Here is a 13,560-nt window from a genome sequence, read left to right as displayed (position 1 = left end):
CCGGTCAGCTCTTGGTGCGGAACTTGTGGATGGCGACGGGCGCCATCACGGCCGTGATGGCGGCCGACCAGCCGAGCGTCACCCACAGGTCGTGCGCCACCGGCCCCCCGATCATCAGGCCGCGTGCGGCGTCCGCCAGCGTGGACAGCGGGTTGTAGTCGGTGAACGCCTGCAGCCAGCCCGGCATCGACGTGGTCGGCGCGAAGATCGACGAGCCGAACTGCAGCGGGAACAGCACCAGGAAGCCCATCGCCTGCACGGACTGCGCGTTCTTCAGCATCACGCCCAGGGTGAGGAACACCCACATGATCGACGAGGCGAACGCGGTGGACAGCGCCACGGACGCGAGCAGCCCCGGCCAGTCGGTGATCTCGAACCCGACGGCGACGGCGACGACCATCAGCACGGCGGTCGCGAACAGCATCCGCAGCAGCTCCACGGAGATCTTCGCGAACAGCACCGAGCCCCGCCCGATCGGCATGGACCGGAAACGGTCCATGACACCGGAGTTGAAGTCCTGGCTGAAGCCCGTGCCGACGCCCTGGGACAGCGTCATGCTCATCATCGCGATCATGCCGGGGATCACGTACTGCACGTACCGCTCCTGCCCGCCGCCCAGGGCCTGCCCGATCGAGCCGCCGAAGACGAACACGAACAGCAGGGTGAAGATGACCGGCATCAGCAGCGCGTCGGCCATCGACTCCGGGTCCTTGCGGATCCACAGCAGGTTGCGCCGGATCAGGGCACCGGTGTGGCGCAGATGGCCGCGCAGCGGGATACGGGCGTCGGTCACGGTGTCGTCGAGGGTGACGGCGCTCATACGGCGGCCTCCTGAAGGTCTTCGGCGGGCACGGCGTCCTGCGGGGCACTGGCACGGTGGCCGGTGAGGGACAGGAACACCTCGTCCAGGCTGGGCAGTTCGGTGGTGATGGAGGCGAGGGTGATGCCACGCGCGGTGACCGCGCCGACCACCGCGGTCAGCTGCTCGTCGCTGAGGATCGGCACCAGGACGTCACCGCGGTCGCCGTCCACGGTCGTGGTGGCGAGGCCCGTGATGCCGAGGTCGTCGAGCGCGGCGGCGAGCGGCCGCAGGTGCGCCGGGTCGGCCGGGCGGATCCGCAGCGCACGGCCGCCGACCTTCGCCTTCAGCTCCTCGATGGCCCCGCCCGCGATGACCTGGCCGCGGTCCACGACGGTCAGCTCCGAGGCGAGCTGCTCCGCCTCCTCCATGTACTGGGTGGTGAGCAGCACGGTCACCCCGTCGCCGACCATGCGCTTGACCTCGTCCCACACCTCGTTGCGGGTGCGCGGGTCGAGCCCGGTGGTGGGCTCGTCCAGGAAGAGCACGGACGGCCGGCCGATCATCGAGGCGGCCAGGTCCAGCCGCCGCCGCATGCCGCCGGAGTACGTGCCCGCGTGCCGCTTGGCCGCCTCGGTGAGCGAGAAGCGCTCCAGCAGCTCGTCGGCCCGGCCCCGCGCGTCCTTGCGGGACAGGTCGAGCAGCCGCCCGATCATGTACAGGTTCTCCCAGCCGGAGAGCTTCTCGTCCACGGAGGCGTACTGCCCGGTCAGGCCGATCACCCGCCGCAGTTGCCGGGGCTGCCGTACGGCGTCGTAGCCGGCCACGGTGGCCCGTCCCGCGTCGGGGGTGAGCAGGGTGGACAGGATGCGTACCAGGGTCGTCTTCCCGGCCCCGTTCGGTCCGAGCACCCCCATCACGGTGCCCTCCCGCACGTCCAGGTCGACCCCGTCCAGGGCCTTCGTCTCCCCGTAGTGCTTGACCAGCCCCCGCACGGTGACAGCGGCGCCGCTGGTTCGTTCGTCGATGCGCGTCATGGCACAGACGGTGCCAGGCCCCACCGACACTTCACCGACAAGCCGCCGACACCGCCCCGACAGGCCCGCCGGCCCGGGGCGGAACCCGTCGGGGAACGCGGGGCGAAAGGGGACAGCCCGTCGACGGGGGAAGATCGACGGGCTGTCCGGGGGTGGTGCGGCAGTGGCTAGTGGACGGAGTGCTCCTCCTGCGGGAAGGTGCCGCCGACGACGTCCTCGGCGAACGCCTTCACCGCGTTCCCCATGACCTCGCGCAGGTTCGCGTAGCTCTTCACGAACTTCGGCACGCGCCCGCCGGTCAGACCCAGCATGTCGGTCCACACCAGGACCTGGGCGTCCGTCTCCGGGCCCGCGCCGATGCCCACCGTCGGGATGTGCAGCACGCGCGTCACCTCGGCGGCGAGCTCGGCCGGGACCAGCTCCAGGACCACCGCGAAGGCCCCGGCGTCCTGCACGGCCTTGGCGTCGCGCAGCAGCTGCTGGGCGGCCTCCTCGCCGCGCCCCTGCACCCGGTAGCCCATCGCGTTGACCGACTGCGGGGTCAGGCCGATGTGGGCCATCACCGGGATGCCGGACTCGACGAGCAGCCGGATCTGCTCGTGCGAGCGCTCGCCGCCCTCCAGCTTCACGGCCTGCACGCCGGCCTCCTTCACCAGGCGGGTGGCCGAGCGCAGCGCCTGCACCGGCCCCTCCTGGTAGGAGCCGAAGGGCAGGTCGCCGACGATCAGGGCGCGCGAGGTGCCCCGTACGACCGCGGCCGACAGCATGGTCATCTCGTCGAGGGTGACGGGCACGGTCGTCTCGTAGCCGAGGTGGCAGTTGCCCGCCGAGTCGCCGACGAGCATCACCGGGATCCCGGCCTCGTCGAACACGGATGCGGTCATCGCGTCGTACGCGGTGAGCATCGGCCACTTCTCGCCGCGCTCCTTCGCGGCGGCGATGTCGCGGACGGTGATGCGCCGATTCCCCTTGCCCCCGTACAGCGTCTTCCCGCCGTCGGCGGCATGTGCAGTCTGGGCAGCCGAAAGCTGCGTCATGGCACGGCTCCTAACACGTCATCTCGAGGCGCCCTGACGGCGTCCCCGGACCACGTCCATGGTGGCACTTCGTGCCGGGTTGGGCTAGAGGAGCCCCTGTGAGGTGCGCCCCCGGCCACAAGCGGAATCCGCAGTAAGAGCGCGGTAAGAGTATTCCGATACGAGACGGTCTCGTATCGAAAATGGCCTACGCTGGACACATGACCTCACCTGCCGACCAGGCCGCCCCCACCGGCCCCCGCGTACCGGAAGCGGTGCACCGGCGCCGCTGGGCGATCCTCGGCGTGCTGATGCTGAGCCTGCTGATCGTCGTTCTCGACAACTCCATCCTCAACGTCGCCATCAAGACGATCTCCACCCCGGCCCCCACCGGCCTGGGCGCCACCCAGAGCGAGCTGGAGTGGGCGATCAACTCCTACACCCTCGTCTTCGCCGGCCTGCTGTTCACCGCCGGGCTGCTCGGCGACCGGCTGGGCCGCAAGAAGGTCCTGCTCGGCGGCCTCGCCGTGTTCGGCATCGGTTCGGCGCTCGCCGCGTTCTCCGGCTCACCCGGCCAGCTGATCACCTTCCGCGCCGTGATGGGCGTGGGCGCCGCGTTCGTCATGCCCGCCACCCTCGCCGTCCTCATGAACGTCTTCGAGCGCGACGAGCAGCCGAAGGCCATCGGCATCTGGGCGGGCGGCGTCGGGCTGGCCATCGCCATCGGCCCGATCACCGGCGGACTGCTGCTCGACCACTTCTGGTGGGGCTCGGTCTTCCTCGTCAACGTGCCGATCGTGCTGCTCGCCCTCGCCCTGATGCTCTGGCTCGTGCCCGACTCCCGCGACCCGGCTCCGGGCCGCATCGACCCCGTCGGCGTCGCGCTGTCCGTCGTCGGCCTGGTGCTGCTCGTCTACGGCATCATCAAGGGCGGTCAGCTCGCCGACTTCACCGACGCCACCGTGCTGTCGACGATCGGCGCGGGTCTGGCCGTGCTGGTGGCCTTCGTGGTGTTCGAGAGGCGCAGCGACCACCCGTCGATCGACGTCACGTACTTCAAGAACAAGGTCTTCTCGGCCGCCATCGCCGCCATCGCGCTGGTGTTCTTCGCCCTGATGGGCGTGACCTTCTTCGCGGTCTTCTACACGCAGAGCGTGCGCGGGTACTCGCCGCTGCAGACCGGTCTGCTGATGCTGCCGCTGGCCGCCGCCCAGCTGTTCTTCGCGCCGCGCGCCCGGCTGGTGGTCGACCGCTTCGGCAACCGGGCCACCACCACGGCCGGCATGCTCGTCCTCGCCGCGATGCTGGCCGCCTTCGCCCTCCTGGACGCGGACACCCCCATCTGGCTCCTGGAAGTGATCTTCTTCCTCATGGGCGCCGGCATGGCGCACATCATGACGCCGGTCAGCGTCGTCATCATGCAGGCCCTGCCCCGCGAGAAGGCCGGCTCGGCCTCCGCCCTCAGCAACACCTTCCGCCAGGTCGGCGGCGCCCTCGGCATCGCCGTCCTCGGCTCGGTGCTGTCCACCGCGTACCGCAACAGCATCGAGGGGGACCTGGGGCAGCTGCCGCCGGGCCTGCGCCACACCGCGGGGGAGTCCATCGAGGCCACCCTCGGCGTCGCCCAGAAGCTCGGACCCGAGGGCAGGGCCCTGGTCACCCCGGCCTACGACGCCTTCCTGCACGCCATGCACGTCACGGCCCTGTGGGGCGCGGGCATCGCCGTGCTCGGCGCGGTCGTCGTGGCGCTGTTCCTGCCCGGCAGGCGGCAGGACCCCCAGCAGCCCGGCAGGGAACAGGAGTTGTCGCACACCGGGTCCTGACCCCGCGGGACAATGCAGCGTGCGGCAAGGAGCCGTCCCCACCCGGGGTCAGCAACGCACCCGGTGCCGTGAGAGCACCCGGTGCCAGGAAAGGACGCAGCGACGTGAGCCTCGCCGAACGGCAGACCCCGCACGACGGACCCGCCCGGGGCCGCCCCAGGAGCGAGGCCGCCGAACGCGCCATCATCGAGGGCGTGATGAGGCTGCTGGAGGAGGGCGTGCCCCTGGCGGAGCTGTCCATCGAGCGCATCGCCCGCACCGCCGGGGTCGGCAAGGCCACGATCTACCGGCGCTGGAGCGGCAAGGAGGAGCTGTTCGTCGACATCGTGCGCGGCGCCGAACTCCCCGACCCGGAGCTGCCCGGCACCTCCGTGCGCGACGACCTCGTGGTGCTGCTGGAGCAGGTGCGCCGGCGCGGCCTCGCCCAGCGCTCCTCGGCCATCCTGCACAGCGTGCAGGCCCAGATGAAGAGCAGCCCCAAGCTCTGGGCGGCGTACCACGCCACCGTCGTCGCCCCGCGCCGCCGGCTCGGCCTCGAGGTGCTGCGCCGCGGGCAGGACAACGGCGAACTGCGCACCGACGTCGACCTGGAGCTGCTCAACGACCTGTTCGTCGGCCCGGTCCTGGTCCGTTCCGTCCTGAGCCCGGACGCCGACCTTCCCGAGGACCTCGCCGAACGGGTCGTCGACACCCTGCTCCAGGGCCTGCGCCCGGCCGGCCCGCCTCCCGGTGAGGCCGGTCCCGACCGGCCGTAATGTGCGCGTTTCGTCACAGACCACACGTTCGGCGGGTGTGATCGGAACTCCCCGGAGGAACTCGAACGTCCTCGCTCCCGTACGGCCGTCGACGGACGGCGGGAACGGAACGGATCATCCCCTAGGGTCGTGAGGCACGGGGGCGATGGTGTGCACGGCAGGCAGTGAGGCGACGGTATGGCGCAGCAGGCGTACATGACGGAGACGGACAACGGCGGCTCGGGACCCGAGCACCGGGGAACCCGGCTTCGGCGCCTGTTCGGACGGCTGGCCCGCGGCTGGCGGGGCGATCCCCGCGTCTGGCGGCGCGGGCTCGTCGTCGCCGGGTGCGCGGTGCTGCTGGGTGTGGTCCTGGCGCTGCACGCGCAGATCCCCAACAGCATCGGCAACCTGGGCAGTCTCACCGAGACCTTCCTGCCCTGGCTGGGGCTGTGCATCCCGGTGCTGCTCCTGCTCGCGGTGGTGCGCCGGTCCGCGACCGCGCTCATCGCCGTGGTGCTGCCCTCGGTGATCTGGCTGAACCTCTTCGGCGGCCAGCTCAGCGACAAGACGGCCACCGGCGGCGACCTGACCGTGGTCACGCACAACGTCAACGCCGAGAACCCCGACCCGCAGGGCACCGCCCGGGACGTGGCCGCCTCCGGCGCGGACGTCCTCGCCCTGGAGGAACTGACCCCGGCCGCCGTCCCGGTGTACGAGAAGGCGCTGGCGTCGACGTACCGCTACCACTCCGTGCAGGGCACGGTCGGCGTGTGGAGCAAGTACCCGCTGAGCGGGGTGCGGGCCGTCGACCTCGACATGGGCTGGACGCGGGCGATGCGCGCCACGGTGACCGCGCCGACCGGACGGCTCGCCGTCTACGTCGCCCATCTGCCGTCCGTGCGCGTGAAGATGGAAGCCGGCTTCACGGCCCGTCAGCGCGACCGCAGCGCCGACTACCTCGGTGAGGCCATCGCCCACGAGCCGCTGCCCGACGTCGTCCTGCTCGGCGACCTGAACGGCACCATGAACGACCGCGCGCTCAATGCGGTGACCTCCCAGATGCGCTCCACGCAGGGCGCGGCCGGCAGCGGCTTCGGCTTCAGCTGGCCCGCCTCGTTCCCGATGGCGCGCATCGACCAGATCATGGTCCGCGGTCTGACACCGCAGAGTTCCTGGACCCTGCCGCAGACGGGAAGCGACCATCTGCCGGTCGCGGCCCGTGTGAAGGTCACCACAGCGGGATCCTGAACCCGCAGGTCAGAGGCGCGTCAACGGGAAGACTCCCTCGGGGCCCCGGCTGCTGGAATGCTGCGCCTGCGAGACTTTGTTCCGTACTTGAACATAAGCGTACGGATCTCAGCACGTCTCGAAAGGTTCTTCATGCCCCTGGCCCTGCTCGCCCTCGCCGTGGGTGCCTTCGGCATCGGCACGACCGAGTTCGTGATGATGGGGCTGCTGCCCGATGTCGCGGACGACCTGAACATCTCCATCCCCGGCGCCGGCCACCTGGTGTCGGCGTACGCGCTGGGCGTGGTCATCGGCGCGCCGCTGCTGGCCGCCGTCACCGCGAAGATGTCCCGCCGCACGGTCCTGATCGGCCTGATGGGGCTCTTCGTCGTCGGCAACGCCCTGTCGGCGCTCGCACCCGGCAACGGCTGGCTGCTGGCCGCCCGCTTCCTGAGCGGGCTGCCGCACGGCGCCTTCTTCGGCGTGGGGGCCGTCGTGGCCACGAACATGGTCGCCCCCGAACGCAAGGCCCGCTCGGTGTCCCTGATGTTCCTCGGCCTGACGGTCGCGAACGTCGCCGGGGTGCCGGTCGCGACCCTCATGGGCCAGCACCTCGGCTGGCGCGCGACCTTCCTCGGCGTCAGCGCCATCGGACTGGTGGCGATCGCCGCGCTCGCGGCGCTCATCCCGCACGACCACGAGCACGCCACCGCCCGGGGCCTGCGCGGCGAACTCGCCGCCCTGCGCTCCCTGCCGGTCTGGCTGTCGCTCGGCACGACCGTCGCGGGCTTCGGCGCCCTGTTCGCGGCCTACAGCTACATCACCCCGATGCTGACCGACGCCGCCGGGTACGCCGGTGCCAGCGTCACCCTGCTGCTGGCGCTGTTCGGCGTCGGCGCCACCGCCGGCAACCTGCTCGGCGGCCGCCTGGCCGACCACTCGCTGCGCGGCACGCTGTTCGGCGGCCTGATCTCGCTGGTGGCGGTCCTGGCGCTGTTCCCGCTGCTGATGCGCACGGAGGTGACGGCCGCCGTGGCGGTGACGCTCCTGGGCATGGCGGCCTTCGCCACCGGGTCGCCGCTGCAGCTGATGGTCATGGAGAAGGCCTCCGCGGCCCCGTCCCTGGCCTCCTCGGCCAACCAGGCCGCCTTCAACCTGGCCAACGCGGGCGGCGCCTGGATCGGCGGCCTCGCCCTGGCCGCGGGCTTCGGCGTCACGTCCCCGGCCCTGACGGGGGCGGCCCTGGCCGTCCTCGGCCTGGGGGTGGCCGCACTGGCCGCGGCGGTGGACCGCCGCCGGGCGCCGGCGCCGGGCCGCGAACGGGTCGTGGCGAGCCACGTCCCGCAGGAGGCGGAGGCCCTCCACCACTGACGCCTCCGGCACGAGCGACAGCACGGCAGCCCCCGGGAACCCGCCCGGGGGCTGCCGTGCTCTCCGCCTGCCCGGGCAGGTCCCGACCTCCGGTGGGGACCGCCTTTACCGGAGCCTCCCGTTGCGGCACCGTGTCTCCGACTGTCCGCGTGAGTCATGGGGGAGACGACGTGTGGGAACAGGTGCCTGCTCTGGCCGGTGTCCTCGTGGGAGCCGTCGGCTCCTATGTGGCCACCAGCCTCACGGAGCGGAGCCGGTGGCGACGCGCACGGGCCGAACGCTGGGATCAGAAGAGGCTGGACACCTACGCGTCCTACGCGAACTGCCTGAAGCATCAGATCAACATCGCCCAGCGCATGGGCGCTGCCAGAGGGTTCCAGCACGCCGTGAACCCGCTGGACCCCGAGGGAGAAGGCCTGGTGCAGCTCGCCGAGGCCGAGGCGCGGCGTGCGTCCGAGTGGGAGACGGTGCTGCTCGTCGGCGATGCCGAGACGGTGGCGGCGGCCCGGCAGTGGCACGAGGCGGTGTGGAACGTCGAACTCTATGCGCGCGGCATGAAGGACGACCCCGCGGGCTGGGAGAGGGCAGTCGGCCGGATGAGCCGAGCACGTGATCAGTTCTACGCCCTCGCACGGCGCGACCTGGGCATCCCGGGACCCCCGCCGCCCTCCGGCAACTGGCCCCGGGTCTGGCAGCAGCAGGACGAGACCGCCTGACGACGACCGGCTGCCGGCCCGCACGGACGTGCGCGAGCGCCACGGCCGTGGCCAGAAGCAAGGCCAGGCCCGCGCCGCGCCCGGTGGCGGATCTGCTCGCCGAGGCTGGGCCGTCCCGCCACGCACCCTCTGATGGCGCTCCGGGCCGCCAGGAGCGGCCACCGGCCGGGATCACCTCCGTGACGCTCAGTCCACAGTGGGGCTCCGGCGTTCGACGAGGACGACGTCGCGCCATGTGCCGTGGTGGCGGCCGATGCGCTCGCGGGTGCCGATGACGCGGAACCCGGCCCGTTCGTGGATGACGAGGCTGGCGGTGTTCTCCGGGAAGATGCCGGACTGCACCGTCCAGATGCCCGCCGCGTCGGTGGAGGCGAGCAGCGCGGTCAGCAGGCTCATGCCGACCCCGCGGCCCCGGGCGTCGGGGTGGACGTACACGGAATGCTCGACGACACCGGCGTACGCGCACCGGTCGGAGACCGGCACGACGGCGGCCCACCCGAGAACCAGGGCGCCTTCGTCCAGGGCGACCAAGCGGTGGTCGGGCAGTTTGGCGTCGTCGAACGCCTCCCAGGTCGGGGCCGTGGTCTCGAAGGTGGCGTTGCCCTCGTCGATGCCCGATCGGTAGATCGCCAGGACCTGTGCGGCGTGCTCGGGCCGCATCGGTGCGATCCGCAGGCCGGTGGCCGGGGCCTTCACGCTGCCTCGATGCCGAGGTCGGCGAGCAGACCACGGATGCGCCGCTCGATCTCGTCGCGGATCGGGCGGACCGCCGCGACGCCCTGGCCGGCCGGGTCGTCCAGCTTCCAGTCCAGGTACCGCTTGCCGGGGAAGTACGGGCAGGCGTCGCCGCAGCCCATGGTGATCACCACGTCGGACGACTGCACCGCCTCCGCGGTGAGGACCTTGGGGGTCTCGGCGGAGATGTCGATGCCGACCTCCTGCATGGCCTCCACCACGGCCGGGTTCACCGCCTCGGCCGGGGCGGACCCGGCCGAGCGGACCTGCACGCGGTCGCCTCCGAGGTGGGTGAGGAAGGCAGCGCCCATCTGGGAGCGGCCGGCGTTGTGCACACACACGAACAGCACGGAGGGAACGGCGGAGGTGCTCATCAGGTCAGGGCGCTCTCTTCGGTGGGGCGGGGCAGATCGGCGGGCTGTTGCCTGCCCTGGGGGACGGCGACGTCCTCGTTCACCCCGGCCGGGCGGCCGAAGCAGAGGGCGGCCAGGCCCAGACCGGCGGCGGCGCCGACCAGTTGGGCGGCGAGGAACGGCACCACGGACGCGGGGGCGATACCGGCGAAGCTGTCGGTGAACGCCCGGCCGATCGTGACGGCCGGGTTGGCGAAGGAGGTGGAGGAGGTGAACCAGTACGCCGCGCCGATGTAGGAGGCGACCGCGACCGGCGCCAGGTGGGCGCGGCCTGCGCGGGCCAGGCCGACGACGAGCCAGACCAGCCCGGCCGTGGCCACCACCTCGCCCAGCCACAGGTGGCCGGCGGACCGATCGTGGGTGGAGAACTCCACCAGCGGCCTGCCGAACATGGCGTCGGCGAGCACCGCACCCGCGATCGCTCCGGCGATCTGGGCGGGCACATATGCCGCGACGTCGCGCAGGGCCGGAGCCTGTCCCGTCCGGCGGCCGGTGCACCAGGCGGCGAGGGTGACCGCCGGGTTGAAGTGCGCCCCCGACACCGGGCCGAGCAGGGTGATCAGTACGCCGAGGCCGAAGACGGTGGCCAGGGAGTTGGCGAGCAGCTGCACGCCGACGTCGCGGGTCAGTTCGGTGGCCTGGATGCCGGAGCCGACCACCACCGCGACCAGCGCGGCCGTGCCTGTTCCCTCCACGGCCGCCCGCCGGGCCAGGGGCGCTGCCACGCTCACGCCGGCACCTTCGCGGCCGCGGCGGGGGTCTGGAGCAGAGCGGACAGCTTCGCGAGCGCCTCGGGGAGCACCCAGTAATACACCCAGGTCGCGCGCCGCTCCGAGGCCACCAGCCCGGCTTCCCTGAGCACCTTCAGGTGGTGGGAGATGGTGGGCTGGGAGACGTCGAACGGGCCCGTGAGGTCGCACACGCACGCCTCGCCGCCCTCGTGTGAGGCGATCAGCGACAGCAACCGCAGCCGGATGGGGTCCGACAGGGCCTTGAACATCCGCGACAACTCGGCCGCGGCTTCCTCGCCCAGGGGCTCGCGGACCATCGGCGCGCAGCACGCCGCCTCGTCCTGTCCGAGCACCGGCAGATCAGCGTGTTTCGACATTTCTCTATGTTGACAGGCATCTAATCCGGTGGCAAGGTCGCCTGTATCGACAGATGTCGAAACAGTCGCTTCCGGATGGGAGACCGCCATGTCCCGCGTTCAGCTCGCCCTGCGCGTCGCCGACCTCGAAGGCTCGATCGCCTTCTACTCCAAGCTGTTCGACGCCGAGCCCGCCAAGCGCCGCGAGGGCTACGCCAACTTCGCCCTCACCGAGCCCCCGCTCAAGCTCGTCCTCATCGAGGGCGGGACCGGCGAGGACACCCGCCTGGACCACCTCGGTGTCGAGGTGGCCGGGACCGAGGACGTGAACGCCGCCACGACCCGGCTGAAGGAAGCAGGTCTGGCCACGTTCCAGGAGAACGACACCTCCTGCTGCTACGCGCTCCAGGACAAGGTGTGGGTGACCGGACCGGGCAAGGAGCCGTGGGAGGTCTACGTCGTCAAGGCCGACGCCGACACCCTGGAGAAGGCCAGCACCGCCCCTGACGCGTGCTGCGGTACCACTGCCTGCTGCACCCCCGGCGAGGCGGCTGTCGACCCGGCCCGGACCCCGGCCGAGGCCAAGGCCGCCGCCGGATGCGCTTGCGGCAGCTGACCGACGCCCGGGCCGGCTCTCAGCGCCGGGATGCGTCCGGACGGCCCACGGACGGCCCGGTGAAGAAACAAGCGATGGGGCCGACGGTCCTCAGTCCGTCGGCCCCATCCGCCGCATGGGCAGGAAGCCTGCCCCCTACAGCACCGGCAGGCTCTTCCGCAGCTCGAACGCCGTGACCTCGCTGCGGTACTCCTCCCACTCGCTCCTCTTGTTGCGCAGGAAGAAGTCGAAGACGTGCTCGCCCAGGGTCTCGGCGACGAGGTCGCTGCGCTCCATCAGGGTCAGGGCCTCGCCCAGGTTCTGGGGGAGCGGCTCGATGCCCATCGCGCGGCGCTCTGCGTCGGACAGCGCCCACACGTCGTCCTCGGCGCCCGGCGGGAGCTCGTAGCCCTCCTCGATGCCCTTGAGGCCGGCGGCCAGCAGGACCGCGTAGGCCAGGTACGGGTTCGCGCCGGAGTCGAGGGAGCGGACCTCGACGCGGGCCGAACCCGTCTTGCCGGGCTTGTACATCGGGACCCGGACCAGGGCCGAGCGGTTGTTGTGGCCCCAGCAGATGTAGGACGGCGCCTCGCCGCCCGCGCCCGCCGTGCGCTCCGCGCCGCCCCAGATGCGCTTGTAGGAGTTGACCCACTGGTTGGTGACCGCGGAGATCTCCGCCGCGTGCCGCAGCAGGCCCGCGATGAAGGAGCGGCCCACCTTGGACAGCTGGTACTCCGAGCCCGACTCGTAGAAGGCGTTGCGGTCGCCCTCGAAGAGGGAGAGGTGGGTGTGCATGCCGGAGCCGGGGTGCTCCGAGAACGGCTTCGGCATGAACGTGGCCTGCACGCCCTGCTCCAGCGCCACCTGCTTCATGACCAGACGGAACGTCATGACGTTGTCGGCCGTGGAGAGCGCGTCGGCGTACCGCAGGTCGATCTCCTGCTGGCCGGGCGCGCCCTCGTGGTGGGAGAACTCCACGGAGATGCCCATCGACTCCAGCATGGTGATCGCCTGGCGGCGGAAGTCCATGCCGACGTTGGTCGGGGTGTGGTCGAAGTAGCCGGAGTTGTCGGCCGGGGTGGGGCGCGAGCCGTCCAGCGGGCGGTCCTTCAGCAGGAAGAACTCGATCTCCGGGTGGGTGTAGAAGGTGAACCCCAGGTCGGAGGCGCGGGCCAGGGCGCGCTTGAGCACGTAGCGGGGATCGGCGAAGGAGGGCGAGCCGTCCGGCATCAGGATGTCGCAGAACATCCGGGCCGTGCCGGGGGCCTCCGCACGCCAGGGCAGGATCTGGAACGTCGACGGGTCCGGCTTGGCGATCATGTCGGACTCGTAGACCCGGGCGAAGCCCTCGATCGCGGAGCCGTCGAAGCCGATGCCCTCGTCGAAGGCCTGCTCCAGCTCGGCCGGTGCCACGGCGACGGACTTGAGGAAGCCCAGCACGTCCGTGAACCACAGGCGTACGAACCGGATGTCGCGCTCCTCCAGAGTCCGGAGCACGAACTCCTGCTGCTTGTCCATCTTCCGCTTCCCCATCCTTGCTGGTCAGGCCGCCTTCTCTTCCGTACCACGGGAGGCGGTCGGGCACCTGAGCATCCCACCACACGACCATTTCGTACGCGTTGCGGACCATGATCGCCCGACCGGCGGTGACCGGACGACCCGCGTACGCCGGGTGGACTGCTCCGATGCCCATAGTGCCTGCTCGCACCGGCGTCCGTAACGGCTGGTCCGCTTCCGGTGCCGGGCGGGGCGTCATCCCGAGCGGTACGTGATCACCCCGAGTACCCGTCCGTCGCCGCCGTCGCCGCCGGCGCCGACGTGCTCGGCCACGCCGTCCCGCCCAACGTCGCCGCCGGCCGGCCCGAACCCGTTCCCACCGGCTGCCGGGCTGTCGGTCCGCTGTCGGTGCCGTATCGATTCGGCCCATTCCCGCCACCGCCCTACGGCACGCCCCTCCCGCACCCTTACGATCAGCCCACCCGACCGTCACTTTTCCCGAAGGAC

At 71.5% G+C, this 13,560-nt stretch carries 14 protein-coding genes; 6 read left to right on the top strand and 8 right to left on the bottom strand.

Translation table 11 applies throughout. The features are described 5' to 3' along the window. Positions 1–4: 4 nt before the first annotated feature. From ACZ6ZN_RS09345 to panB, 3 genes are all read right to left on the bottom strand, one after another. Positions 5–820, bottom strand: a complete 816-nt coding sequence (locus ACZ6ZN_RS09345) for an ABC transporter permease (protein WP_398111283.1) — start codon at positions 818–820, stop codon at positions 5–7. Continuing rightward, a complete protein-coding gene (locus ACZ6ZN_RS09340) occupies positions 817–1,836 on the bottom strand; it encodes an ATP-binding cassette domain-containing protein (protein WP_451876461.1) in 1,020 nt (339 codons plus the stop codon). Before ACZ6ZN_RS09340 ends, ACZ6ZN_RS09345 begins: the two co-directional genes overlap by 4 nt. A 167-nt stretch (positions 1,837–2,003) precedes the next feature. After that, positions 2,004–2,873, bottom strand: a complete 870-nt coding sequence (gene panB, locus ACZ6ZN_RS09335; RefSeq protein ID WP_469644577.1) for a 3-methyl-2-oxobutanoate hydroxymethyltransferase — start codon at positions 2,871–2,873, stop codon at positions 2,004–2,006. Positions 2,874–3,073: 200 nt separating this feature from the next. Between panB and ACZ6ZN_RS09330 the strand changes: the two genes are divergently transcribed. The 5 genes from ACZ6ZN_RS09330 (at position 3,074) to ACZ6ZN_RS09310 (ending at position 8,726) form a co-directional block, all read left to right on the top strand. Further along, entirely contained in the window at positions 3,074–4,675 is a 1,602-nt protein-coding gene (locus tag ACZ6ZN_RS09330; RefSeq protein ID WP_469644574.1) for an MFS transporter, read from the top strand. Positions 4,676–4,779: 104 nt separating this feature from the next. Continuing rightward, positions 4,780–5,430 (top strand): TetR/AcrR family transcriptional regulator, encoded by a 651-nt coding sequence (locus ACZ6ZN_RS09325; protein ID WP_398111279.1) that lies wholly within the window; start codon positions 4,780–4,782, stop codon positions 5,428–5,430. Positions 5,431–5,607: 177 nt separating this feature from the next. Then, positions 5,608–6,660 (top strand): endonuclease/exonuclease/phosphatase family protein, encoded by a 1,053-nt coding sequence (locus ACZ6ZN_RS09320; RefSeq protein WP_398111278.1) that lies wholly within the window; start codon positions 5,608–5,610, stop codon positions 6,658–6,660. 132 nt (positions 6,661–6,792) lie between these two features. Next, entirely contained in the window at positions 6,793–8,010 is a 1,218-nt protein-coding gene (locus tag ACZ6ZN_RS09315) for an MFS transporter (protein WP_451876459.1), read from the top strand. Between the two features lie 170 nt (positions 8,011–8,180). Next, the gene (locus tag ACZ6ZN_RS09310) at positions 8,181–8,726 is read left to right on the top strand and encodes a hypothetical protein (RefSeq protein ID WP_469644569.1); all 546 of its coding nucleotides are present in this window, start codon (positions 8,181–8,183) and stop codon (positions 8,724–8,726) included. Between the two features lie 186 nt (positions 8,727–8,912). Here the strand turns inward: ACZ6ZN_RS09310 and ACZ6ZN_RS09305 are convergent, their stop codons facing one another. Genes ACZ6ZN_RS09305 through ACZ6ZN_RS09290 form a run of 4 tightly spaced genes read right to left on the bottom strand, consistent with a single transcriptional unit; the run spans position 8,913 to position 10,982 of the window. Then, positions 8,913–9,386 carry a GNAT family N-acetyltransferase gene (locus ACZ6ZN_RS09305; RefSeq protein ID WP_398111480.1) on the bottom strand — a complete coding sequence of 158 codons (474 nt, stop codon included), beginning with the start codon at positions 9,384–9,386 and terminating at the stop codon, positions 8,913–8,915. Between the two features lie 32 nt (positions 9,387–9,418). Further along, positions 9,419–9,835: an arsenate reductase ArsC gene (locus ACZ6ZN_RS09300; RefSeq protein WP_469644566.1), complete on the bottom strand. Its 417-nt coding sequence runs from the start codon at positions 9,833–9,835 to the stop codon at positions 9,419–9,421. Further along, a complete protein-coding gene (locus ACZ6ZN_RS09295) occupies positions 9,835–10,605 on the bottom strand; it encodes an aquaporin (RefSeq protein WP_469644564.1) in 771 nt (256 codons plus the stop codon). The genes ACZ6ZN_RS09300 and ACZ6ZN_RS09295 overlap by 1 nt, the downstream gene beginning before the upstream one ends. Then, positions 10,602–10,982 carry an ArsR/SmtB family transcription factor gene (locus tag ACZ6ZN_RS09290; protein ID WP_451876455.1) on the bottom strand — a complete coding sequence of 127 codons (381 nt, stop codon included), beginning with the start codon at positions 10,980–10,982 and terminating at the stop codon, positions 10,602–10,604. Before ACZ6ZN_RS09290 ends, ACZ6ZN_RS09295 begins: the two co-directional genes overlap by 4 nt. A gap of 88 nt (positions 10,983–11,070) precedes the next feature. On the opposite strand from ACZ6ZN_RS09290, the gene ACZ6ZN_RS09285 reads away from it, so the two are divergent. After that, on the top strand, positions 11,071–11,577 hold the full coding sequence (locus tag ACZ6ZN_RS09285) for an ArsI/CadI family heavy metal resistance metalloenzyme (protein ID WP_469644561.1): 507 nt from the start codon (positions 11,071–11,073) through the stop codon (positions 11,575–11,577). A 135-nt stretch (positions 11,578–11,712) separates the two neighbouring features. Here the strand turns inward: ACZ6ZN_RS09285 and glnA are convergent, their stop codons facing one another. After that, entirely contained in the window at positions 11,713–13,074 is a 1,362-nt protein-coding gene (gene glnA / locus ACZ6ZN_RS09280) for a type I glutamate--ammonia ligase (RefSeq protein ID WP_398111268.1), read from the bottom strand. Positions 13,075–13,560: the final 486 nt, after the last annotated feature.

Source organism: Streptomyces sp. NPDC053665, from assembly GCF_055585285.1.
The sequence above is the reverse complement of the archived record's forward strand: the minus strand, read 5'-3'. Positions and strand labels throughout refer to the sequence as shown.